The 23,963-nt window shown below is 56.9% G+C and carries 16 protein-coding genes; 4 read left to right on the top strand and 12 right to left on the bottom strand.

The window, feature by feature from the left end:
• Nucleotides 1-71: 71 nt before the first annotated feature.
• Complete coding sequence (gene cls / locus ACE6ED_RS11060; RefSeq protein ID WP_410827179.1) at nucleotides 72-1,499, bottom strand: cardiolipin synthase; 1,428 nt, start codon at nucleotides 1,497-1,499, stop codon at nucleotides 72-74.
• A gap of 331 nt (nucleotides 1,500-1,830) precedes the next feature.
• On the opposite strand from cls, the gene ACE6ED_RS11055 reads away from it, so the two are divergent.
• Nucleotides 1,831-3,006 (top strand): M23 family metallopeptidase, encoded by a 1,176-nt coding sequence (locus ACE6ED_RS11055; RefSeq protein ID WP_410827178.1) that lies wholly within the window; start codon nucleotides 1,831-1,833, stop codon nucleotides 3,004-3,006.
• Between the two features lie 201 nt (nucleotides 3,007-3,207).
• Nucleotides 3,208-3,642 carry a bactofilin family protein gene (locus ACE6ED_RS11050; RefSeq protein ID WP_410827177.1) on the top strand — a complete coding sequence of 145 codons (435 nt, stop codon included), beginning with the start codon at nucleotides 3,208-3,210 and terminating at the stop codon, nucleotides 3,640-3,642.
• Nucleotides 3,643-3,779: 137 nt separating this feature from the next.
• On the opposite strand, the gene ACE6ED_RS11045 is transcribed toward ACE6ED_RS11050, so the two are convergent.
• The 5 genes from ACE6ED_RS11045 to ACE6ED_RS11025 all read right to left on the bottom strand — a co-directional run bounded on the left by ACE6ED_RS11045 (nucleotide 3,780) and on the right by ACE6ED_RS11025 (nucleotide 14,391).
• The gene (locus ACE6ED_RS11045) at nucleotides 3,780-4,562 is read right to left on the bottom strand and encodes an ABC transporter permease (RefSeq protein ID WP_410827176.1); all 783 of its coding nucleotides are present in this window, start codon (nucleotides 4,560-4,562) and stop codon (nucleotides 3,780-3,782) included.
• A complete protein-coding gene (locus ACE6ED_RS11040) occupies nucleotides 4,555-5,478 on the bottom strand; it encodes an ABC transporter ATP-binding protein (RefSeq protein WP_410827175.1) in 924 nt (307 codons plus the stop codon). Before ACE6ED_RS11040 ends, ACE6ED_RS11045 begins: the two co-directional genes overlap by 8 nt.
• Before the next feature lie 340 nt (nucleotides 5,479-5,818).
• The gene (gene gltB, locus ACE6ED_RS11035) at nucleotides 5,819-10,414 is read right to left on the bottom strand and encodes a glutamate synthase large subunit (RefSeq protein WP_410827331.1); all 4,596 of its coding nucleotides are present in this window, start codon (nucleotides 10,412-10,414) and stop codon (nucleotides 5,819-5,821) included.
• A 374-nt stretch (nucleotides 10,415-10,788) separates the two neighbouring features.
• Nucleotides 10,789-13,143 carry a YhgE/Pip family protein gene (locus tag ACE6ED_RS11030; RefSeq protein WP_410827174.1) on the bottom strand — a complete coding sequence of 785 codons (2,355 nt, stop codon included), beginning with the start codon at nucleotides 13,141-13,143 and terminating at the stop codon, nucleotides 10,789-10,791.
• 672 nt (nucleotides 13,144-13,815) lie between these two features.
• Complete coding sequence (locus ACE6ED_RS11025) at nucleotides 13,816-14,391, bottom strand: TetR/AcrR family transcriptional regulator (protein ID WP_410827173.1); 576 nt, start codon at nucleotides 14,389-14,391, stop codon at nucleotides 13,816-13,818.
• 282 nt (nucleotides 14,392-14,673) lie between these two features.
• Here ACE6ED_RS11025 and ACE6ED_RS11020 point away from each other — a divergent pair, with 282 nt between their 5' ends.
• Nucleotides 14,674-15,870, top strand: a complete 1,197-nt coding sequence (locus ACE6ED_RS11020) for an MGDG synthase family glycosyltransferase (RefSeq protein ID WP_410827172.1) — start codon at nucleotides 14,674-14,676, stop codon at nucleotides 15,868-15,870.
• Nucleotides 15,871-16,036: 166 nt separating this feature from the next.
• Here ACE6ED_RS11020 and ACE6ED_RS11015 read toward each other — a convergent pair whose 3' ends face one another.
• The 3 genes from ACE6ED_RS11015 to thpR all read right to left on the bottom strand — a co-directional run bounded on the left by ACE6ED_RS11015 (nucleotide 16,037) and on the right by thpR (nucleotide 18,563).
• Nucleotides 16,037-16,720, bottom strand: a complete 684-nt coding sequence (locus ACE6ED_RS11015; RefSeq protein ID WP_410827171.1) for a metal-dependent hydrolase — start codon at nucleotides 16,718-16,720, stop codon at nucleotides 16,037-16,039.
• 168 nt (nucleotides 16,721-16,888) lie between these two features.
• A complete protein-coding gene (locus ACE6ED_RS11010) occupies nucleotides 16,889-17,884 on the bottom strand; it encodes a cell wall hydrolase (protein ID WP_410827170.1) in 996 nt (331 codons plus the stop codon).
• Between the two features lie 67 nt (nucleotides 17,885-17,951).
• On the bottom strand, nucleotides 17,952-18,563 hold the full coding sequence (gene thpR, locus ACE6ED_RS11005; protein WP_410827169.1) for an RNA 2',3'-cyclic phosphodiesterase: 612 nt from the start codon (nucleotides 18,561-18,563) through the stop codon (nucleotides 17,952-17,954).
• A gap of 101 nt (nucleotides 18,564-18,664) precedes the next feature.
• On the opposite strand from thpR, the gene ACE6ED_RS11000 reads away from it, so the two are divergent.
• Entirely contained in the window at nucleotides 18,665-19,621 is a 957-nt protein-coding gene (locus tag ACE6ED_RS11000) for a D-2-hydroxyacid dehydrogenase (protein ID WP_410827168.1), read from the top strand.
• A 157-nt stretch (nucleotides 19,622-19,778) separates the two neighbouring features.
• Here ACE6ED_RS11000 and ACE6ED_RS10995 read toward each other — a convergent pair whose 3' ends face one another.
• From ACE6ED_RS10995 to ACE6ED_RS10985, 3 genes are all read right to left on the bottom strand, one after another.
• The gene (locus tag ACE6ED_RS10995; protein WP_410827167.1) at nucleotides 19,779-20,837 is read right to left on the bottom strand and encodes an RsmD family RNA methyltransferase; all 1,059 of its coding nucleotides are present in this window, start codon (nucleotides 20,835-20,837) and stop codon (nucleotides 19,779-19,781) included.
• Entirely contained in the window at nucleotides 20,825-22,024 is a 1,200-nt protein-coding gene (locus ACE6ED_RS10990; RefSeq protein ID WP_410827166.1) for an MsnO8 family LLM class oxidoreductase, read from the bottom strand. The genes ACE6ED_RS10995 and ACE6ED_RS10990 overlap by 13 nt, the downstream gene beginning before the upstream one ends.
• A gap of 127 nt (nucleotides 22,025-22,151) precedes the next feature.
• Nucleotides 22,152-23,555 (bottom strand): deoxyguanosinetriphosphate triphosphohydrolase family protein, encoded by a 1,404-nt coding sequence (locus ACE6ED_RS10985; RefSeq protein WP_410827329.1) that lies wholly within the window; start codon nucleotides 23,553-23,555, stop codon nucleotides 22,152-22,154.
• Nucleotides 23,556-23,963: the final 408 nt, after the last annotated feature.

Below are 23,963 nucleotides of genomic sequence, written 5' to 3'. Positions count from 1 at the left end.
GTTAGACCTTCTCTGCCCTTTAAATGTAACTGCACACAAAAAAAACCGTATGGCGTCAGCCGCATACGGTTTTACAGCAAAGGAGACAGCAGCCGGGACAAGGTTTCCAGCAGCCGGGCTTTGCGCCCTCTTGCCCGAAATACCGCCGGGTGGATGTAATCGCTGTGCCGCAGGTCATGCTCCAGGATGCCTGCCAGCCTGTCAACGGTGTCGGGATGCAGCAGCACCGCCGTCAGCTCAAAATTGGCATAAAAGCTGCGCATATCCAGGTTGGCGCTGCCGATCGAGGCGAAATAACGGTCGACGACCATCAGCTTGGAATGCATGAACCCCCGGCGGAACAAATAAAATTTGACTCCTGACCGCTGCAGCTCCTCCACATAAGACAAAGAGGCGTAATAGACCAGCCGGTTGTCGGGGTGTGCTGGCAGCAGAATCCGCACGTCGACTCCGGCAAGCGCTGCACTCTCCAGCGCTTTGACGATGGCTGGGTCGGGTATGAAATACGGCGAAGCAATCCAGACGCGCCGGTCCGCCGAGGACAAAGCGCCAAACACAAGCTGCTCAGCGGTGTCCAGCTTGCCGCCCGGGCCGCTTCCGACAATCTTCACCGATTCTTCGCCGCTGCAGGCATGGGACGGGAACAGACGGGGATGGCTCAAACAATCCCCTGAGGCGAGCCGCCAGTGCTTCAGGAACGCAAATTGCAGCTCATATACGGCATCCCCCTCAATACGGAGAAACATGTCTCTCCAATACCCAAGCTCCGGATCCTGGCCCAAATATTCATCGCCTATATTCATGCCTCCGGTGAACCCGACCTTACCGTCGACGATCAGCAGCTTCCGGTGACTCCGGAAATTCAGCCGCCGTTCGGCGGCAGACATCAGCAGCGGCAGGAAAAAGTGCACCTCCACGCCGCCCCTGCGAAGCTGCTGCACGAATTTTGCGCCAAGACTGATGCTACCCATGCCGTCGCAGAGCAGGCGGACCCGCACTCCCTGCCTGGCCTTCCGGAGCATCATTTCCTGAAAACGTCCTCCCGAATAATCGTCACGGAAGATATAGAACTCCATATGAATATGCTCTTCGGCCTGCTCCATCGCCTCCAGCATGGAGTCGTATGCCTGGCCCGCTTTGGTCAGCATTTGCGTCTGGTTGCAGCCGGATACCGGCGCGTCCGACAGCTTGCCGATCAGCCGGAGCAGACGGCGCCGGCCGGCCGCTTCGTCTCCGCTTCCCGCCCCCGAGTCCGATTCACGCAGCCGGGCCGACACTGCTTTGCGGATGTCCTGCATCAGGCGTTCCCCTTTGGGGTCCGCTTTACGCGCGTTCGCATATTCTTTTCCCAGGAAATAATAGACCAGAAAACCAAGCAGCGGACAAACATACATTATAAACAACCAGGCCCTCAGCCTCTGGGGGCGGCGGTACTCCAGCAGAAAAATCAAACCGGTTTGAAGAATAAATACCATAAATATGAGCGTTAGCCACTTCATGCTCCGCCCTCCCTCGCGAACCCAAAACTTTCAAGCCGTTGTTCAGCTATCCCGGTCGGCAAAACCCAAGTTTTACGCGGGCCTGCCTAACCCTTCACCCGCGAAAGCACACAGCCCCGTAAGGCTGCTCTAGCGCGGTATGCAGACACACTCTAGTACAGCTTTGACCCGAAAACGCTTCTTTATTCACGTCTGACTCACACGCGGCCTGTCATGATTCGGGAGAAAGCCGAATACATAGAGTAGTAGAACGGATACGGATGAGCCCTTATTAGAGGCGAACCGTCCTAGTGACGGCGCCCGGCGGCCTGGGCCGCAGAAAGGAGACGCTATGAAGAATCGGACAGATTCCGGCCGCTACACGCTGCTGGTGCTTGGAGACGCGGACCGCCCGGTCAGGCAGCTTCGGGTTTCCAAACCGCTCGCATTTGCCCTGCCGGCCGCGGCGGCCCTCTCTCTGTCGAGCCTGGTCACTTCGATGCATGTGTATTCCGAACGCAACGCCGCCCGGCTGGAGGCGGAAGCGGCTTCGGCGAGCCTGAACGCGATGCAGCTGGAGCTGCAGGTGAAAGACAAAGATCAGACGCTGCAGAGTCTAAGACGCGAGGTGGAGGGATTGTCGAAGGAGGCCGATACGATCCGGGCCAAAATGAAAGCGGTCAGCGAGCTTGAACTGCAGCTGCAGCAGCTGATCCGCAAGCAGGAGTCCGAAGACGAAGGCGGGAAAGGCGGGGAGTTCGAACACGGCGCCGAGGCGGGAGTTGGGACTGAGACGGGGGCTGGAGCCGATACAAACATCCTGGCCACTGCAGAAACCCCCGCCGTCAAAAAGGGCGCGGCCAAGGTATCCGGGCTTGTCGGCGGCGAATACATCGCCGTGCATTCATCCGCTTCAGCTTATGCGCTGATTGAGGATACCCGGGATGACTTCGCCGAAATCCGCCGTCTGCTGGACGAGATGGCCGCCAGCCTGCCGCGGACGATCAATGAAGCCCGGCGTTTCTCGGAGATGCCCGCCGCTTCGCCGTCCGCTTCCGAACGGAGAGATACAGCTAAAGCCTCAAGCACTGTATCGGGTCATGCGGCATCAGGCCGTTCAGCGCAGCATGGAGCTGCTTCCGGTGTCCTGTGGCCCACCACGTCCCGGGCAATCTCCTCCAATTACGGATACCGGTCTGACCCTTTTAAAGGCTCTTCCGCCTTTCACGCAGGAATCGACATTCCGGGACGCACCGGAGACCCGGTTTACGCCGCGGAGGAAGGCCGGGTCACCGCCGCCGAACAGTCGGGAGCGCGCGGCAAATACGTGATTATCGGGCATGAAGGCGGACTGGAAACCTGGTACATGCATTTAAGCGCACTGGATGTGTCGCCTGGAGAACAGGTGGCCAAGGGGGATGTAATCGGCAAGCTGGGCAATACGGGCCGCAGCACCGGCCCCCATCTTCATTTTCAAGTAGTAAAACATAATAAAACCGTAAACCCGCTGGAATATGTCAAGCCCTGACACTCGCCCGGGCCCTGATTCTGTCTGAGACCCTGATTATATCTGAGACTCTGCTTTTGTCTGTGACTCTAAATCTGTCTGTGACTCTAAATCTGTCTGAGACTCTGATTCGGTCTGAGACCCAGCTTCCGCCTAGGCCCCCTGCTCTACCTGGCCTGGAAACGGAACAAATCAAATAAAGGAAACGGAGGAGGATCACGCATGATAGGAAAGAAAAACCAATCCGCAGTCAAAGGTACGGATACGCTGATCGGCCGCGGCGGATCGCTTGAAGGCAAACTGCAGTGTGACACGAACATCCGAATCGACGGAAGCTTCAGCGGGGAGATCGAGTGCAAAGGAACCGTGACTGTTGGAGAGCATGGCGTCGTTCACTCTACTATTTTAGCCGAAGAAATTGTAATTGCGGGCACGGTGTACGGCGAAGTTACAGCCGGCAAAAAACTGCTGCTCGCTTCCGGGGGAACGCTGCACGGAAGCGCCGCGGCCACAGCAATGATCATGATGGAAGGCGCCTGCCTGAACGGCTCGGTGTCGGCGGAAGGCAAGCCGGCGGAAGCCGGCGCCGGACAAGACCCGGCACCCGCAAAACGTTCCAAACGGTCCGCCGCAGGAAAAAGCGCAGCCGCGGGATAACGGAAGCTACTTATAAACCGTAATTAAAAAACGGCGTCCGGCCGGTTCTTCGCTGAACCGCCAGACGCCGCTTTTTTTAAATTTAGAACATGCCCGTTCACCAAACAAGTGAAAGCTGCCGGCCGGATTGGCTTTTTTTACGCGGCAACGTCCCGTTTGGAGAACACCGTCCAAGCCACAGCAAGGAACAGCACGTAATAAGCGCCCAGCACGCCAACCGAAAACCAGAGCGATACGCCGGCCGGTCCGGTAGCCGATGACAGATACCCGCTCAAATCCATATGCGGAAACGGCAGGTAATTGGCCCAGGGATACGTGGACGGATTGAAGATCAGCAGCATGATATTTTTGGCGAACAGAATAAACATCGATAGGCCGATCGCCAGCGCGCTGGCCCGGAATACCGCGGATACCATAAAAGCCAATGCCGCAGTAAGGAACAGCTGGATGTAACTGCATAGAGCCATAGCCAGCGAATAGGAAGCCTCGGTCCATCCTTCAGGCACGCTGGATGTTACGCCCTGCGTCGAAAAAATCATAGACGAGCCGTAAGCGCAGAGGAGCAAAAGCGCTGTTGCGAACAAGCTGAACAAGATCAGCGAGACATATTTGGACAGCAAAATTTTGGACCGGCTCCAGGGCCGGATAAGCAGCAGCTTGATGGTTCCCCATGAAAATTCCCCGGCAACTGCATCAGAGGCGATAACCACCGTAAAGATGGTATTCATAAAGAAACACACCATGACAGTCATCTGAAAGCTGTCCCACAACGCAATCTCGCTGGAATTCCCTCCCGTGAGATAAACCAGTGCAGGCAGCATAATTCCCATCCCCGCCAAAATCACCAGCATGACCCAGGTCCGAATGCGGCGGTATATCTTGATGTTCTCGTTATGTACGAGCGACATGAAATTAGCCAATGCCTTCGCCCCCTGTCATTTCTAGGAATTGATCCTCCAGCGTGCGGGTCAGCGGCTTGATCGCATATACCTTGATTCCCGCCGTCACCAGCACTTCATTAATCTCCGCAATTTGGTCCCTTGCAGCGGATACGACAAGCCGGCCGTCCTGAATTCTGCCAAAACCAAGCAGCTCAAGCGCCGCCTCCGCATTGCCGACCTCAAACGCCGTCTCCAGCTCTTCGACCCGGGCTTCCCCAACCGATTTCAGCTGCCGCACGTCCACCAGCCGGCCGTTCTGAATAATGGCCACGCTGTCGCACATCAGTTCCATTTCTGACAGCAGGTGGCTGGACACGAACACTGTCGTCCCTTCTTCGTGGCACAGCCGGCGCAAATAATCGCGCAGCTCCCGAATCCCCTGCGGGTCCAGCCCGTTTGTCGGCTCATCCAAAATAAGCAGCTTGGGGCGGTGCAGGAGTGCCTGTGCGACACCTAGCCGCTGACGCATCCCGAGCGAATACGTTTTAACTTTGTCGTGGATTCTGGCGGTCAACCCGACCAGTTCGACGACCTCGTTGATCCGCTCTTTCGTTACTCCGCGCACCATCCGGGCATACTGCCGCAGGTTCTGATACCCCGATAAAAATTTGTACATCTCCGGATTTTCCACAATAGCCCCGACCTGGGCGATCGCTTCTTCAAAAGAATCCTTGATGCTGTTTCCGCAAATCCGGATATCGCCTTTGCTGATCGAAATAAGTCCGGTCATCATCCGAATGGTGGTCGTTTTACCCGCGCCGTTGGGTCCCAGAAATCCGAAAATCTGGCCTGAGGGAATATCCAGCGTCAAATCGTTGACGAGCGTTTTCCCTCCAATTTTCTTGGTGACGTTCTGCAGCCGGGCTACCGGCTCCAGCTTATCGACCGTTGACATGGTGTTCTCCCTCCCTTGTTGGATTGTTGTTAGTGTGACATCCTTCCATTCCCTTACACGTGCGCTTGCGCAAAAATGCTGCGGTCTTTCCCGCCGCCTTCTTTGCGTCATTAGCTGCACCTTTCCGCCGTTCATCCTATCATTAGACGATAGTATCAAGAGATAACCCTGCAAATCCTGCAAGAAATCGACTTGTTACATACGCATGTTTCTTCCGGAAGGTTGCATGAACCTCTTATATACGAAAAAAAAGCCCGGTTTCCCCGCAGGGAAACCGGAGCTCTTCTCCATCACCGTCATCGCGTCAGCGATAGCGGCCATTCCTATCCTTAATCTCCGTTTAACCGCCGACGCGAGCCAGTTCACGCATATTGGCTTCAAACGCGGCCAGCAGCGCCGCTTCGCCAGTCAGCCCGCTTTCTTCCACTTTGCGGATCTGCTGCAGCATCCGCTTGTAGTCCTTCGGAATAACACGGACGAATTTCGGCAGGTTCTGTTCCCAATCGGCCAGCACCCGCTCGCCTGCCGCGCTGCCTGTCAGCTCCACATGAGCAGCGATCAAGGCGCGCAGTTCCTCCGCCTCTTCCCGCTCCTCGATCCGCTCCAGCAGCACCATTTCCAGGTTGCAGCGTCCAACAAACGTATTCTCCGGATCGTATACATAAGCGATGCCGCCCGACATACCCGCCGCAAAGTTCCGGCCGGTTCCGCCGAGGACGACGACACGTCCGCCGGTCATGTACTCGCAGCCGTGGTCGCCTACACCTTCAACAACGACTTTGGCGCCTGAGTTGCGGACCGCAAACCGTTCGCCGGCAATGCCGTTGATGTACGCTTCGCCTCCGGTCGCTCCGTAAAACGCCGTGTTGCCGATGATGATGTTCTCTTCCGCAGCGAATGTCGCTTTCGGTGACGGCTTCACAATCAGTTTGCCGCCGGAGAGGCCTTTGCCGACATAGTCGTTGGAGTCGCCTTCGACCGTGATCGTGATACCCTTCGGCACAAACGCGCCAAGACTTTGTCCCGCCGAACCGCTGAAATGGAGACGGATCGTATCTTCCGGCAGACCGGCTGCGCCGTATTTGCGCGTCACTTCGCTGCCGAGAATCGTGCCGACGGCACGGTTAACGTTCGTAATCGGCAGAGACACTTCCACCGGCTGGCCGGATTCGATTGCTGGGGCGGCAAGCTCAAGCAGCTTGCTCATATCCAGCGTCTCTTCCAGGCCGTGGTTCTGGAACTTGCTGCGGTAGCGCGTCGCGCCGGCCGGCAGTTCCGGACAGTGGAGCAGACTGCTGAGATCCACGCCTTTTTTCTTCCAGTGGTAAGAAGCCTTGATCGCATCCAGACAGTCGGTCCGGCCCACCATCTCTTCGATGGTGCGGAAGCCGAGGCTTGCCATAATCTCCCGGAGATCCTGAGCGACAAACGTCATGAAATTCACGACATGCTGCGGATCACCCGTAAAGTTCTTGCGCAGCTCCGGATTCTGTGTCGCCACGCCGACCGGACAAGTATCCATTTGGCAGACACGCATCATGATACAGCCGACAGCGACCAGCGGCGCTGTAGAAAATCCGTACTCTTCCGCACCCAGCAGAGCCGCAACCGCGAGGTCGCGTCCGCTGAGCATCTTGCCGTCCGTCTCCAGTACGACGCGGTCGCGCAGGTTGTTCAGCATCAGTGTCTGATGCGTCTCGGCCAGTCCAAGCTCCCACGGCAGACCCGCATGACGGATGGAGTTCATCGGCGATGCGCCGGTTCCGCCATCATAACCGCTGATGAGGATGATGTCCGCGCGGCCTTTGGCCACACCGGCGGCGATGGTGCCTACGCCGACTTCGGACACCAGCTTCACGTTGATATTGGCGCGAGGGTTGGCGTTCTTCAGATCATAGATCAGTTCGGCCAAATCCTCGATCGAATAAATGTCATGGTGCGGCGGCGGCGAGATCAAACCTACGCCCGGCGTGGAACCCCGGACTTCGGCGACCCAAGGATACACCTTGCGGCCTGGCAGCTGTCCGCCTTCGCCCGGCTTCGCGCCTTGGGCCATCTTGATCTGGATTTCATCCGCATTTACCAGGTAGTTCGATGTAACACCGAACCGGCCCGATGCCACCTGCTTGATCGCGCTGCGGCGCGAGTCTCCGTTGCTGTCCGGGAGGAAGCGTGCAGGATCCTCGCCGCCTTCCCCGGTATTGCTTTTGCCGCCGATGCGGTTCATTGCGATCGCCAGCGTCTCATGCGCTTCCTTGCTGATTGAGCCGAAGGACATGGCTCCCGTCTTGAAGCGGCGCATGATCGACTCTACCGATTCGACCTCTTCGAGCGGTACCGGTTCGCCGACCGGCTTCAGCTCCAGAAGCGAACGCAGCGTCAGATGTTTTTCGCTTTCGCCCTGAACAAGCGCGGCATATCTCTTGTACAGATCGTAGTTGCCGGTCCGTACGGCGTTCTGCAGCAGATGAATCGTCTGCGGGTTGAACAGATGCTCTTCCCCGTCCGCACGCCATTGGTAGTCGCCGCCGGAGTCCAGCACCTTGTCAACGCCGTCTTTGTCAGCAAATGCCCGCAGGTGATGCGCCAGCGTCTCCTCGGCCACCTCTTCGAGACCGATGCCGCCGATCCGGGACGGCGTCCAAGTGAAGTACCGGTCCACAAATTCCGATTTCAGGCCAACCGCTTCAAAAATCTGCGCGCCCCGGTACGATTGAATTGTGGAGATACCCATCTTGGACAAAATTTTCACAACGCTCTTCGTAGCGGCCTTGATGTAATTCTTGACGGCCTTCTCATGCGAGATGCCGCGCAGCAGTCCTTGCGTAATCATGTCGTCCAGACTCTCAAACGCCAGGTAAGGGTTCACGGCGCTGACGCCGTAGCCGAGCAGCAGCGCGTAATGATGCACTTCCCGCGGTTCGCCGGATTCCAGCAGCAGGCTGACTTTGGTCCGCGTACCTTGACGAATCAGATGGTGATGCAGGGACGAAACAGCGAGCAGCGCCGGAATGGCCGCATTGTCGCGGTCTACGCCGCGGTCGGATAGAATAAGAATATTATGCCCTTTAGCGATGACGCGGTCAGCCGCCTCATACAGCCCGTTCAGCGCCTGCTCCAGTCCGGCCGCTCCTTCGGATGCCGGGAACAGGATCGGAATGGTCATCGATTTGAAGCCCGCACGGCGTACATGACGGATCTTCGCAAAATCCTCATTCGAAAGAATCGGTGTATCCAGTGCGATCTGACGGCAGCTCTCCGGCTCCGGCTTCAGCAGGTTGCGTTCCGGTCCAATCGTCGTTGTCGTCGACGTAATCAGCTCTTCGCGGATCGCGTCGATCGGCGGATTGGTTACTTGCGCGAACATTTGTTTAAAATAGTTATAAAGACGCTGCGGCCGGTCGGACAGCACCGCCAGCGGCGAGTCGTAGCCCATCGATCCGACGGCTTCCGCTCCGGTGGAGGCCATAGGCTCCAGCACTTTGCGCAGGTCTTCAAAGGTATAACCAAAGGACTGCTGAAGCTGCTGCACGTTGTCGTGCTTCGGATTCGGCAGCTCGGGAGCGTCCGCCAGCTCGTCGAGGCCGATCAGATGTTCATTCAGCCATTCGCGGTAAGGATGCTCGCCCGCAATGGCGGATTTCACTTCTTCATCGGAGATAATCCGGCCTTCCTTGGTGTCAACAAGCAGCATCCGGCCAGGTCTCAGCCGGTCCTTATACAGTACGTTCTCCGGCGGAATATCGAGTACGCCTGCCTCCGAAGACAAAATAATCAAATCGTCTTTCGTTACATAATACCGGGAAGGACGCAGTCCGTTCCGGTCCAGAATCGCACCGATCTGAACGCCGTCGGTAAAGCCCATCGCGGCCGGACCGTCCCACGGCTCCATCAGTGTGCTGTGATATTCATAAAATGCTTTTTTGTTATCATCCATGCTCTCATGGTTGCTCCAAGGCTCTGGCACCATCATCATGGCGACATGCGGCAGGGAACGTCCGCTTAAGTACAGGAATTCAAACGTGTTGTCGAACATTGCCGTATCGGAACCATCCGGGTTGATGACCGGTTTGATCTTCTCCAGATCGTCGCCGAACACCTCGCTTGCGAACAGCGATTGGCGCGCATGCATCCAGTTCACATTGCCGCGCAGCGTGTTGATCTCTCCGTTGTGAATCATGAAGCGGTAGGGATGCGCGCGTTCCCAGCTCGGGAACGTGTTGGTGCTGAAACGCGAGTGAACCAGCGCAATCGCCGATTCCAGCCGCTCATCCTGCAGATCGAGATAGAACTTCCCGACCTGTTCCGTAGTCAACATGCCTTTGTAAACGATCTTGCGGCAGGAAAGGCTCGGCAGATAAAAGGATTCGCCTTCTTCCACGCCTCCGTACCGGATCGCCAGCTCGGCGCGCTTGCGGATGACGTACAGCTTGCGCTCGAACGCAAGGTCGTCGGCCAGGCCGGCCGAACGGCCGATGAATACTTGGCGCACATAAGGCTTGGCGGCCTTGGCCGTTTTGCCCAGCATTTCATCATAGGTCGGCACAGTACGGTAACCCAGCACTGTCTGGCCTTCTTCTTCAATAATATTGCTCAGAAGCTCCTCATGGTGGGCGCGGATCTCTTCGTTGTGAGACAGAAAGATCATGCCGACGCCGTATTGCCCCGGTTCCGGGAGCGTAAAGCCAAGCGCTTCAGCCTCAGCGGCAAAAAAGCGGTGCGGAAGCTGCAGCATAATGCCCGCGCCGTCACCGGAGTTCGGTTCGCTGCCTTGTCCTCCCCGATGCTCCATATTAAACAGCATGGTCAATGCGTTGCTAACAATATCATGGGACGGCTTGCCCTTGATGTGGGCGATAAATCCCATGCCGCAGGCGTCTTTTTCAAACTGGGGGTCGTAAAGTCCCTGTTTGCGTGGCAGTTCTGTGTGTCTCATCATACGCAACCTTTCTATAATAAAGTGAACGCAATCAGAAGCAAATTTTTCATATTAAAATCTTAATAATTATTCAGACCAGATTGGTTATATTATTTTATCATCGACCTGACATGAGCGCAATTTAAACTTTTTTATGAACTTGATTAACAACTGTTTTTGCGACAACGCTGTATCAAGGGAAAGCGTAAAAAAACCTTTCGTTGTATATTTATTCAGTATTAGTGCATAAGCCCTTATTCAATGAAAACGGTTCATTCCTGTTTCCAACAAATTTCTCCGCATAATCCCCTTTATTTTTCCTGGGTAAAGCGTAAAAAGCGTTCCCGAAGGAACGCTTTTTATGTCGATGCCTGGAGAACCCGGCTGTCGAATTATGCATTCAAAACTTGTTCACTTTTTACTACAGCCCGGCTGTCCCGGTCGCGGGTCATGAAATAAGCCAGCGTAAGCAGCAGGAACACCACCGCATATCCGCCGAGAATGGCGGCTTCATGCCACATCAGACCAAAGTCTCCGGAAGAGATCACCGCTTTGTAGCCTTTGACGCTGTAAGTCATCGGCAGCAGCGGATTCAGGGCTTTCATCCAGTTCGGAATCAGCTCCAGCGGGAAGGTGCCCGCACTTGTCGTCAGTTGGAAGATCAGGATAACGATGGCGACAAACCGTCCCGGCTGGTCAAGCCAGGTTACAATAGCCTGAATAATCCACATGAACGTCAAACTGGTTACGAACGAGAAGAGCAGGAACAGCGGAACGCTCTGTACGCCGAGGTCCAGTCCATACAGCACTACAAGAGCGGCCAGCATGGATTGCACCAGACTCATCAGCGTAAACGACAGCGTCCGGCTGAAGAATCGGCTGAAGCGGCTTGCGCCTTCCACTTCCGATTCGCGCATCGGGATGACCAGCGTGCTGATCAGCGCGCCGACAAACAGGCCAAGCGACAGGAAGTAAGGGGCAAAACCTGTGCCGTAGTTCGGCACTTCATTTAATTTATGCTCTTCAATTTGAACCGGCTGCGCGAACATATCCACCAGCGCATCGGTCTTCTTCACGCTTGCCGTCTGATCCGCCGCGTCGACGAGCTTCGTTGCCAGCTCGTTGGAGCCGGACTTCAGGTCATCCATTCCGTCTTTCAGTTCGCCCGCACCGTTTGCCAGCTTGTCGGAACCGTCGGCCAGCGTACCGATGCCGCTGCCGAGCTGATCCACGCCGCCAAGCAGCTTCGTTGTACCGGCTTCCAGCTGCGCCCCGCCTTCGGCAAGCTTTTTGCCGCCTGCGGCAGCTTCTTTCAGCTTGGTACCAAACTGTGCCATACCTGCTTTCAACTGGTCACCGCCCGCAGCCAGTTTATCGGCTCCGGCCGCCAGTTTCTCTTGACCGCCTACCAGCTGCTTGCTGCCGGTGTGAAGCTGAACGGCGCCGCTGTGCAGCTGGCCGATTCCGGCGTCAAGCTGCTGCGCGCCTTGGTGCAGCGCTTGTGCGCCTTGCAGCAGCTGCTGCTGTCCGGCGTTCAGCGAATCCGCTCCGGCCGCCAGCTTTTGCTGGCTGGCGTTCAGCTCTTCGCTGCCTGCCGCCACCGCCTGGCTTGCCGCGATCAGCTTCTGCAGCGCGGGATTTTCGGCCAGCTGCGGGCTTGCTTTGGCCAGCTGCTGCAGCCCTTCGGCTACGCCTTTCGCGCCTTCCGCTACCTTCGCGCTGCCTGCCGAGGATGCCTGCAGTCCCGCTTGCAGCTGTGCGCTGCCGTCCGCCGACGATTTCAGGCCGTCCGCGAGTTTGGCGGCGCCGCCGCTAACGGACTGGCTGCCCGCTTGCAGCTTGGCTGTGCCGTCCACTGCGGACTTCGCACCGGCTTCCAGCTTCTTCGCACCGGTCAGCGACTGATCCAGCCCCGCTTTCAGCTGGTCTGCGCCATCCGCCGACTGTTTCACGCCGGCTTCCAGCTTCCCGTGGGCCGCCGACAGCTGGCCAAGTCCGCCAGCCAGTGTGCTGCTGCCTTTAGTCAAGGCGGCTGCGCCATTGTGCAGATCGTTTACGCCTTGGGTCAGCGGAGCTACGCCGTCTTTCAGCTTGCCTGTGCCTTCCTTCAGAACGATCAGGTTTTCTTTCAGCTTGGCGGCACCGTCATCCAGTTTGACCGCCCCGTCCGCCAGCTTCGATGCGCCGTCGCCGGCTTCACCCAGACCGTCGGAGACTTTGGTGATTTTGTCAAATACCGATTCGGTATAGGCTTCCGTTACTTTGGCGGATACTTTGCTTTTGATTTCCTTGACCGCGGTTCCGCCGATCTGGCCGGCAAGGAAGTTATAACCTTCGTTTGGTTCAAAAATAATGTGCGCCGGCTGCGGCTCGTCATCCAGCAGTGTTGTTGCTTTGGACGAGAAGTCTTCCGGAACGACAATGGCCATATAATAGGTATTGTCCTTCAGTCCGGCTTCCGCTGCTTCACGGCTGACGAACTTCCAGGCGAAGTCGTCGGATTTCTTCAGCTCGGTGACCAGATCATTCCCGGCCGTCAGCTGGCGGCCTTCGTACTCGGCTCCTTTATCCTCGTTAACCACAGCTACCGGCAGCTCATTCATTTTGCCGTACGGGTCCCAAAACGCCTTCAGGAACAGTCCGCTGTACATCACGGGGATGAAAAGAACGACGAACATGGGGATCAGCACTTTCGGATTTTTCAGCGCCGCGCCCATATCCTTAAAAAATACGGATAATGACTTCATTACAGTTCTCTCCTTCTCTATAATCGAACGCTGATTTGAGCGCCGCGGACCGTCTATATAAACTGAATCAAAGAATTACAGGTGAAGCTGAGCTGTCGCTGCGGCAAATTTGGACTTCCGGCCGCTGTTATTTTCGGAGTTCTTGAAGACTGAACTGAATGCACACAGGTGGACCGGGGCTGTCACTGCGGCAATTTGGGACTTCCGGTTGCTGTTATTTTCGGAGTTCTTGTTTGATATTTCTAAGTTAGCGGTAGAACTCCGAAAATAAAGGCAAACGCGTTCGCTCCTACATCTCCAAATTGCCTCCGTGCCACCCCCACCATCCTGCGAATAAATAGTTCAGTCTGGATAGATCGTAAACTCCGGAAATCCAGGCAAATGCTTCGTTCCTACAGCTCAAATTGCCTCCGCGCCATCACCGTATTCCTGTCATTCAATTCTTCAGTTTTTGTAGAGGGTCCGGATGTTCTAGTCAATCATTCTTCCGCGGTTTGATTTGCGGAACTTACAGTAACACTACTTGACCATTTTCCCCAATCGGTCAGTTTGAAGCAAAAAAAAATTCCTTTTGCCCGTCCCGGAAAATTTGTCCCGGTCCGGTGCCGTAGCCCGCAGATCATCGCGGGCCGCGAATGCCGGCAGCTGCAAAGTAGCGAAACCATGCGCCTCTTACACGGCCAACCCTTCCGCCAGGAACAGCCGAAAATACGTCTTGATTTGTTCCTTGTCCAGCGGTTCGTGCAGCTTGTTCAGTTCGGTGGTAAGCACCATGTACAGCCGAAGCATAACAAGTGAGACGACTTTGGCGTCACAGGGCTTAATCTCTCCCTGCTTGATCGCATGCTCCACCTCCCGTTCCAAATATCCCAGCACGGCATTCTCAATCTTGTCGAGTCCTTCCTGCGCCTGCGGGGTTCCGAATTCCCGGTTCTCCTGGGACAGCTTGATAAACAGCTCATGCTTGCTCCGGAACTGCAGCAGGGCGTCCAGCACGCGGTGCAGGTTATCGAAAAACGGCTTGTCGCGGCGTACCTCGCGCTCGGCGATTTCCTTCATTTCTACCAGTACGTCGAGCAAAATCTCGTCAAACAGTTCTTCCTTGTTCGTAAAAAACGTATAAATCGTTCCTTTGCCCACGTTGGCGATCCGGGCCACCTGGTCCATTGTGGTAGCCTTGTAGCCGAACAGCGAAAACGATTTGGCCGCCGCTTCCAGCACCTGCTGCCTTCGGTCAATCACAGCCATTACTCAAGCACTCTCCTCTCCCGGGAATGTTGCTGCGCTTTGGACTTCTGACCGTTTTACTAATCCGGTCATTTGGTCAATGCCTACTATACCACTTTGCCTCCGCCTATGCAATGCTTTTGCCTGAATTTTTTATTTAAAAATTATTGCAGTGTTTTAACTTTCCAATTACGTCTTATTTGTATAATGGAAAAAAGAATCCATTCCAGGCGCATCAACGTATAAATTATACCTGATGTAAGATATAATCTATTTTAAGAAGGAAAGTAGCAGGTGAGTATAATGCGAAAGAAAAGAGTACTGCTGTTCTCGGAAGGCTTCGGCACCGGCCATACGCAAGCGGCTTACGCCCTTGCCGAAGGAATCAGACAGCTGAATCCGGAAATCCAGTGCCGAGTTATCGAGCTGGGCAAATTTCTGAACCCGACAGTCGGTCCTTGGATTCTTTCCGCTTACCGAAGAACCGTGAGCAGTCAGCCTAAGCTAGTGGGCATGATGTATAAGACCCAGTATAACAAGTCGCTGAAGCCGTTGACCCGGCTGGCCCTGCATAGGGTATTTTATTCCCACACTTTGCAGGTGGTGGAACAGCTGAAGCCGGATTTGATCATATGCACTCATCCTATTCCCGCAGCAGTCATCGCGCGGTTGAAGCGCCACGGACTGAATGTGCCGCTATACACGCTCATTACCGACTATGATGCTCATGCGAGCTGGATCAACCCGGAGGTAAACCGCTACCTCGTTTCGGCGCCCAAGGTTGAAGCGCTGCTTCGTTCGCGCGGCGTTCCGTCCGAGATTATCAAGGTCACGGGCATCCCCGTGCACCCCAAGTTCTGGGAGCGCCACAGCAAGAAGCAGCTGCGCAAAGAACTGGGACTTGCCGACCTGCCCACGGTCCTGATCATGGGCGGAGGCTGGGGGATGCTGTTTGGACAGGATATTCTCGACGCGCTGACATCCAAGCTGGACCGGATCCAGCTGATCTTCTGCATGGGCAGCAACGAGAAGCTGATAGCCAAGCTAAAGGCCGATCCCAAGTTTGCGCACCCGAACGTCACCATCTTGGGCTACAGCAACGAGATCGACAAGCTGATGGACGCTTCCGACCTGCTCGTGACCAAGCCGGGCGGCATGACCTGCACCGAAGGTCTCGTAAAGGGCATTCCGATGCTGTTCTACAAAGTGATTCCGGGCCAGGAAGAGCAGAACTGCCAGTATTTTGTCGAGCAGGGATTGGCCGAGGTGCTGGATAACGAAGCGGTTGCCTACAAATGGCTGAACCTGCTGTCCGGCAAATACGAGCTGCTTGAGGAGCAGCGCCGGCTCAGACTTTCTCCGGAGCGGCTCCAGCCCCAGCGCTGCGCCGAAACGGTTGCCGGCATGCTGGTCGGAGAGGCCCCGTCCGATTGCCCCCGCAAGGAACGGCCGATCCCGATGGGCCCCGAAGTGGAGGAGCCCGTGTATATTACGCCGTAACCTCTATACTAAAACTGCGGCGCAGAGGCCGGGGAGCGAAGGTTAGCTTCCCCGGTTTTTTGATGACTTGCAGCAGATTAAAAAGGCCGTTCCCCTCTACTTTCTCCGGGAACGGCCTTGTTTTATTCGTCAGCGGTCAGTCATAGGGGTTCAAGTTACACGCTGTCTATACTTCCAGACTTTCGCCCGGCTTCAGCGCGTGTCCCTGCACGCCCTCTTGACGCAGCCGGTCGCAGAACTGCTCGCCGTCCTGTTCAATTGCCGGGAATGTGTTGTAGTGCAGCGGAATGACCGCTCCTGCGCGAAGCCAGCGCGCAGCAAGCAGCGCATCGTCCGGCCCCATGGTCAGCATATCGCCGATCGGCAGCGCGGCCACGTCAATGGCGTTGCGTTCTCCAATCAGCCGCATATCGCCGAACAAGGCCGTGTCCCCGGCATGGTACAGCGTCTTGCCTCCGGCTGTCAGCAGTACGCCGGCAGGCTGCCCGGCATAAATCCATGTATCCCCTTCGGTAATGGACGAGGAGTGGAACGCCAGCGTGAACCGGAGGCTGAAGCCTTTATACTCGCAGCCGCCCCCGATATTCAGATGCCGGACATCCGCGCCTTTTGAGCGGCAGTATTCCGCCAGCTCGTACACTGCAAAGATAGGACAGCTGTTGTTTTTGGCGATTTCAACCGCATCGCCCAGATGGTCCGAATGCCCATGGGTCAAAATCACCGCGTCCACACGGATCGCATCGGGCGATATGCCCGAATCCGGATTGCCGGATAGAAACGGGTCGATGATCAAATTCGCCGTCTCCGTCTCCACAAGAAGTGCCGAATGTCCGTAATAAGTAATTTTCATAAAATGGATGCGCCTCCCGCATAAAAGATGTGGGTACTGCTTGAGCGGATTTTGCATCGTTCCCTTGGGCTGCGGCGCTGAATGCCGGTGAACCGTCCAAAGCAATGCAAAACGCTGACTCTTATAGTTTACCCTAATGGGAGGACGCCGCTTCAAGTGAAGATGGAATTATTTATAAAACGTATGGTTGCCGATTGTCGCGACATAAGTCTGTGAATGATGGACAGTGAGATCCTGCGCCAGCTTTAGGGACAGGAAAAAATACGTGTTGTCCGGGACCTCTTTGACACCCGAAAGCGCCGCATTAACCGCATCAACCGACTCTTTGTTCGGCTGGACACGTTTAAGACGCCCGTTGGCCACAGGACTAAACTGTCTTTTTTGATAAATAACCTCTTTGATCGTATCGGGAAAATTGGCTGACCGCAGCCGGTTTAAGACAACGTTGGCGACTGCCACCTTGCCTTCGTACGGTTCGCCTTCCGCTTCCGCCATGACGATTTTTTGCAGCAGAAGCAGATCTTCTTTGGACACGGTGTAGCTCCAGGCGGCCTGTGCGGCCTGTTCCTTGCTTAATAACTGTGTCCGCGAGAAGTATAGTGTTAGGGGGGGAGTGGTTATGGATGTCTTGACGGTCTTTGCCGTATTCCCCTTATTCGGCGCAGGCACCGGCTTTGCCGTCCGCTTGGCGGGCAGCGCGGCCGTACTCTTCGCCGCGGCGCCGGACACCGCCAGCTTCGCTGCGGCTGCCTTGCTAGGAATCGCAGGGCCGGCTGCCGCTGAAACGGACGGAACTTTTGGCGCCGGCGCTGCCTTTGTCCGCTCCTTTAGCGGACTGGAATCAATCCAGCCGTCAGGCGCGAGCTTGGTCCAGGCAGCGCTGGTGAGAGGATAGGTACGATGCGTATGCAAAGGTACTCCGGATAATTTAATCTTGGATACAGCTCCCTCGGCCAGTTTCCCGTTCTGGACCGATGGGCTTTCATTCTGCCGGTGCGGTTGGGGCATCGGAGGAAACAGCTTGCGCTGCAGCTCGGGCAATAGGGCGGTTCCCCGTCCGGTCCCTCCTGCTCCTTCCTGGAACAGCAGAATGATTGCAGAGAAACACACTAGAATGACGCCCAAGATGAGCGTGATCCAGCGGTTTTGTTTATAAAAGGTCATATTTCTCCTCCTATTAACGGCACATTCCTTTCTTATGTAACCGAAAATGAGAGGTTTGAATACTTTTTCAGCTATTTTTCTTTGGAAATTTCAGAGATTCGACGATCTCATACATTGGACTGGCTCCCATTCGCGTCGCAAAAACAACAAAACCTTCCACTTCCCACCCTTCGCCGGACGCCTGTGCGGACAGGTCTGCGCCGGGCCAGCCCTCCAGCTTGCCGGCCGAAAAAGGCGCCGCTCCCCGGTATTTGCGGGCCAGCGTGAGGTGCGGGGAGTAAGGCCGGTCCTCCGGGACAAAACCCAACGGTCCGGTAGCGGCGACAACCCGCCGGTGCAGCGCCTCAAGTGCCGCCCGGTCGCCCGCTACCCCGGCCCACAGCACCCGCGGCGACTTGGCTGTGCCGAAGGTTCCGGCACGGCTCAGCTCCAGCTTAAAGGGGTTTGCTTCCGCCGCCGCGGCTTTCAGCGCGTCTATGAGCGCGGGAATCCGCTCCCGGCCGGTATCGCCGAGGAACTGCAGCGTAATGTGGTAATCCTCGGGATGCACCCATTTGGCGAACTCCAGCTCCCGGCTGAGCCGCGCGCAGTCTTCTCCAAGAGCCGTCCGCAGCGGCTCCGGGAGCCGGACGGCAATGAACAAGCGTTCGGGCCGTGTGCGGTTTGAGTCGTTATGCATGTCATTTCCCCTTTTCCGCAAGATTTGCTATGCTGATAAACAATTGGGAGTATGTCTCCCGCCAACCGTACGAAAAGCAACTGTGAAACGGAGGAATCCCTATGTCTAAAACGATTGTCAGTCTGAATCGGCTGTCGCCGGAGCAGGAGGAGCTGATCCGCCGGTCGGCGCCCGGCTACAACCTGGTCCAGACGCCGGCCAAAACACCCGATCCGGCCGTGCTGCGAAGCGCCGAAGTCGTGCTCGGCTGGTCCGCTGCCGCTGCGGAAACGCTGCTTGAGCCGGACACGCCGCTGCGATGGGTGCAGACCTGGTCGGCGGGCATCGACAAGCTGCCGCTGGAGCAGTTCCAGGCCCGCGGCGTGCTGCTCACCAACGCCAGCGGCGTGCATGCGGAGCCGATCTCATCCGTTATTTTTGCCTATATGCTGAACTTTACCCGCGATATGCATCTGTCGATCCGCAATCAAGTTCAACACCGCTGGCATTCCGGCCGCGGCGAAGGCGAGCTGCACGGTAAAAGTATCGCGATCTGCGGCACCGGCGCCATCGGCGCGGAGACGGCTCGGATCGCCAAGGTCTTTCGGATGAAGACGGTTGGCGTCAGCCGTTCCGGCCGGCCGCTGCCCGATTTTGACGAGATGTACCGCACGCCGCAGCTGCGTGAGGCGGTGGCCCAAGGCGATTTTGTGGTCAATACGCTGCCGCTGACCGACGAAACAAAACATCTGTTTGACGAAAAGATGTTTGCCGCCTTTAAACCCGGAGCCTGCTACATTAACATCGGGCGCGGAGACACAACCGATACCGAAGCGCTTATGGGCGCGCTGAAGAGCGGACATCTGCGCGGCGCGGGGCTCGATGTGTTCGAGACGGAGCCGCTGCCCGAAGATCATCCGCTCTGGGAGATGGAGCAGGTTATTATCACGCCGCATAACGCCGGCATGACGGATGTGTATACCGAACGCGTGCTTGATATTTTTACCGGCAATCTGGCTTCTTATGTGTCGGAAGGCGCGCCCCGGCGAAATCTAGTAGATTACGAACGCCAGTACTAGGCTTAATGTTTGGGTTGACCTTAGTAAAATCCGGTACACGCTTCGGCTGTCCGGCCAGATTAAATTTAATGCCGGGGGATAGCCCTTGGCAAAATCCGGTCCTGGTTCCGGGTACGGTTCTGGCCCCGGCTTCCGTTCGGGTTGTCCGGCCGGATAGCTACCGGCACAACCACAGTTTTCGGGCAAAAGATCCCTTGGCGGCGGTACAGGCGTCTTCGATGCCGAACCCCGCTTCGCGGATCTCCGCCTCGATCGGCTGCGTGGAGATAACGACGGCACGGGCCGTCAGCCGCCTGAGCGCGGCCAGTATCTCCAGCGTCTCCTCGCTCGTAATCACCGAACACAGGTTGTAAGGCATGTCGAGCAGCGCAGTGTCATATTTTCCTTCCAGCTTGCGCATATCGCCCAGCTGCACCCGGTCTTCCGGATAACCGTAATGCCGCAGGTTGCCCCGGGCTCCCGTTACGGCAAGCGGATTCAGATCGCAGCCCGTCATGTCCAGCCCCATCGACAAACCTTCGATCAGCACGGTCCCCATCCCGCAGCAGGGATCCAGCATCCGCCTGCCGGCCGCTCCGGCTGCGGCGATGTTCACTGCCGCCCGGGCAAGGGGTACGCCAAGTCCGGTAGAATAGGCGTGCGGCTTCTGGATATGCGCCCTCCAGACTCTCCCGCTTTCCTCGTATTCCCCGAACCGGTACAGGCCGTCCTGCAGAACCAGTGCAAACATTTTTGCCGGTGAATGCATGTCCGCTTTCCCCCGGACACAAGCCCCGATCTTCCGTTCCAGCTCCCGGCTGTCCCGGTAGTTGGGATGGGCACCTTCCTTCAAGCACAATACCTTAAAGGTCTCCCCCTCCGCCAGTTCCATACCCGAAGCATAATGGCAGATATCGTCAAGCGATGCCGATACGGCCTCCACTTTCATTTTGCCGTACACAAAAGGGCTCCGGTCCGCATCAACATTCCGCTGCGATTCCGTCAGCGTTGGCGTCAGCGCATGGCCGCCGGTCAGCGCCCGGAGCTCCATCCGGCACAGCTCCTCTTCCGTCTCGTGCGCGCGGTGCGCATACAGATAGGCGGTTTCTTTACCGTTTGTTCTATTGCTGTTCGTTTCTTTGCTGCTTGTTCCTTTGTTGCTTGTTCCTTTGCTGCTTGTTCCTTTGCTGTTCGTTTCTTTGCTGTTGTTTGTTTCTTTACCATTCATTCCGTCCATTCCGTTCCCTTCTTCCCGGCCCTGCCTTCAAATCCGGCCGCTTCGGCCAGCAGCCGGTAGGACCTTCTCCGCTGCTCATAATCCCCGGCAGGCGTATAAATGAGGAAGCGGCCGGTGCCGTACCGTTCCTGCCGATCCCGCAGCCCGGCGAGGACTTCTTCGGGATCGCCCGCCAGCACCGGGGCGGCGGAAGCAGCCTTGTCCTGCCCGGTACCGCGAACAGCTGCTGCATCTGCCGCCGCTCTTGGTGTGGTGCTGCCAGTGCTCTCCCCGGCTCCAGTCTCCGCAGCTCCTGCCGCCGCTTGCGGGCTGGCGCTGCCGGAGCTCTGCCCGGCATCTGCGGCCGTTTGCGGACCGGTGCCGCCAGGGCTCCCCCCAGTGCCTGCCGCCGCTTGCGGGCTGGCACTGCCGGAGCTCTGCCCGGCATCTGCGGCCGTTTGCGGACCGGAGCCCGGAAACGCGCTGTCCGCCGCCAGCCTGCGGGCTTCCTCGCCTGTCGGCGCGCATACAACTGCTACGGCGACCATAGCTTCGGCCTCGCTGAGCCTCGAAGAAGGCTGAAACGCCCGCCGGTAACCGGCGATGACGTCCGCCCCTTCTTTGTCGCTCATATACTCGCCGAACACGTAGCCTGCGCCAAAGCGGGCGGCGTACTCTGCGCTGCGCGTGTTGGTGCCGAGCAGCCAGAGCGCGGGCGGATGCTCAGGCAGCGGCCGGGCAGTCACCGGTGTGCCCTCATAGGCGTAAGCATCCTCCAGCAACTGGGTCAGCGCGTCCAGCGCCCCCGGCAGCTCGGCCACATGCTGCAGGTAGTTTCCGCTAAGCGCCATCGCCGCGTGCGGCGGTCCGCCCGGGGCCCGGCCGATCCCAAGCTCGATCCGGCCCGGACAGAGAGCCGACAGCAAATGAAAGGATTCGGCCACCTTCAGCGGGCTGTAATGCGGCAGCAGCAGCGCGCCTGATCCGAGCCGGATCGATGCTGTAACCGCCCCGATGTACCCCAGCAGCACTTCGGGCGAGGGGCAGGAGAGCCTGGAAATATCATGGTGCTCCGCCACCCAATACCGCTCATAGCCCCAGGACTCCGCGTCCTGCGCCAAACGCACCGCTTCTTGCAGCGCCGCTTCCGCAGTCGTGCCGGACGGCCTTGGAGCCAGGTCAAGCACGCCGAGCTGCAGCTTGTTCATACCAATTCCTCCTTCGCGCCGGATCAGCCGGCGGCATGCCAGTTGGGGACTTGCTTTCCGGCCTCTCCACCGTACGGAAGCTGTCCAGCCGGCCCGGCCGGCCTTCTCTCCGGCCAGTCCGCCCAATCTAGTCCAAATCGTAAATCGATCCCACTTTGAGCCCGTACAGCTCGTTGTAGATTTTTTCGGCAAAAGCATCGGTCATTCCCGCAATATAATCAATCACCATATGCTCCCACGTCCAGATCGGGTTCGGCTTCCGCTGATCGCGCTCAAAACGCTGCAGCCAGTCGGTCGGGATAATCGCCTTCGACGTCTCCGGGTCCAAAAACGCGCCCCACAGACGGCGCAAAATCCATTCGCTCCGCTTCTGCAGACGCTGTACCCGAAGGTCGCGGATCATCGTTACCCAAGCAAAACTTTTGAGCACGCTCACCGTCCGCAGCATGTCCTCGTCCTCGCGGCCTTCCTTGACGAACGTAACCTTTTTCCAATCGCCGTCCGGAATTACGCCAAGCGAAGCGACAAAAGTGCTTACCCAGTAGGCTTTGACCTCGCGCCGGGTGCGGGAATAATCGTTTTCGCAGGTCGGCAGCTTTTCCTTCCACACGCGCAGGAACGAAGTGAGCACTTCCTCCACCTTGGTCCGGATATTCGCATCCGTCCACCCCGCCCAGAAGAAATCATCCAATGTAAGGATTTTTTCCACAATCAGCCGCAAAATGTAGGGGTCCTGCAAAAAATACTCATGTACCTCAATTTTTCCCGCCTTGATGCCGTCCTCCAGGTCGTGGGCGGAATAAGCGATGTCGTCGCACAGGTCCATCAGCTGCGCTTCGAGCGTTTTTTTGCCGTCCGGGATGCCCCAGTCGGCCCGGATTTCGGAGATGTACCGCCATTCGTTCAGATACATGCCTTTTTTGATGACCGTGCCGGGATAAGGGTATTTGTTCACCCCAAGCAGCACCGCGTCGGACAAATTAAGTCCGTCCACATTCTCCCGCTTCTCCAGGAACATCATCAGCCGGAAGTTATGCGCGTTCCCTTCAAAATGTTCATATTTCCTGCGCATCGCATCCCGGATTGCCGGGAGCTCGGCGGGAGGCGCTTCGGCGGCGCGCTGGGCGGTTTTTTCCTCCACCAGACGGTCAAGAATGCCGTCCAGCACCTCCTCGCCTTTATGTCCAAAAGGCGGATGCCCAAAATCATGCGCAATCGCGGCGCACTCCACTACCTCGGGATCGATTACGAGTCCGGGGTTGTCCGCCCGTTCGGTCTCGACCTCGGGATAGGCCCGCAGCAGGCTTTTGGCCGCTTCACGGGCGATCTGCGCCACTTCCAGCGAGTGGGTCAGACGCGTGCGGTAATAGTCCCCGGTGCCTGCTCCGAACACCTGTGATTTGCCCTGCAGGCGGCGGAACGTCGGCGAATGGATCAGACGCGAATAGTCGCGTTCGTATACGGCGCGGGAGGTCTCCAGCCGGGCCGCTTCCGGGTATTGTCTGTGTTCTCTTTTGTCCGTCAAAGTCATGGCGGTTTCCCCCTTTACATCAGTAGTCGAATCGAATACTTCATTATAAAGTATTTTCACCGAAAGTTTCATCCGATTATCACTCCCTTTTTCATCCCGGTAGGAATCCCCCATAGCGAAGCGATCCTGTTTCAAAAGACACCATATGGGACAGGGGAGTACGGGCGGTTTGAGAGCTGTTGTATCCAGGGTGTGGTACGCAAACTGTAAATTAAGGAAATCACATATTTTGGTGAAATGAGCTAGGAGACAAAGAAACAAGATAACAGACTGTGAGTGGGTGGGAAGTTGTATTGTCAGATCGATCTACGAATCCTCTCCCGTGACACACCCGCAGCGGATGACCACAGAACGCGATACAGAGGTCTTCACGGACTCAGCGGCCGTTATTTCTGAAATTTTTGGGCT

The sequence above is a fragment of the Paenibacillus nanchangensis genome (assembly GCF_046543445.1).
Taxonomy (GTDB): domain Bacteria; phylum Bacillota; class Bacilli; order Paenibacillales; family Paenibacillaceae; genus Paenibacillus_AQ; species Paenibacillus_AQ nanchangensis.
Note: the sequence above shows the minus strand (reverse complement) of the source record. Positions and strands in the feature narration are given on the sequence as shown.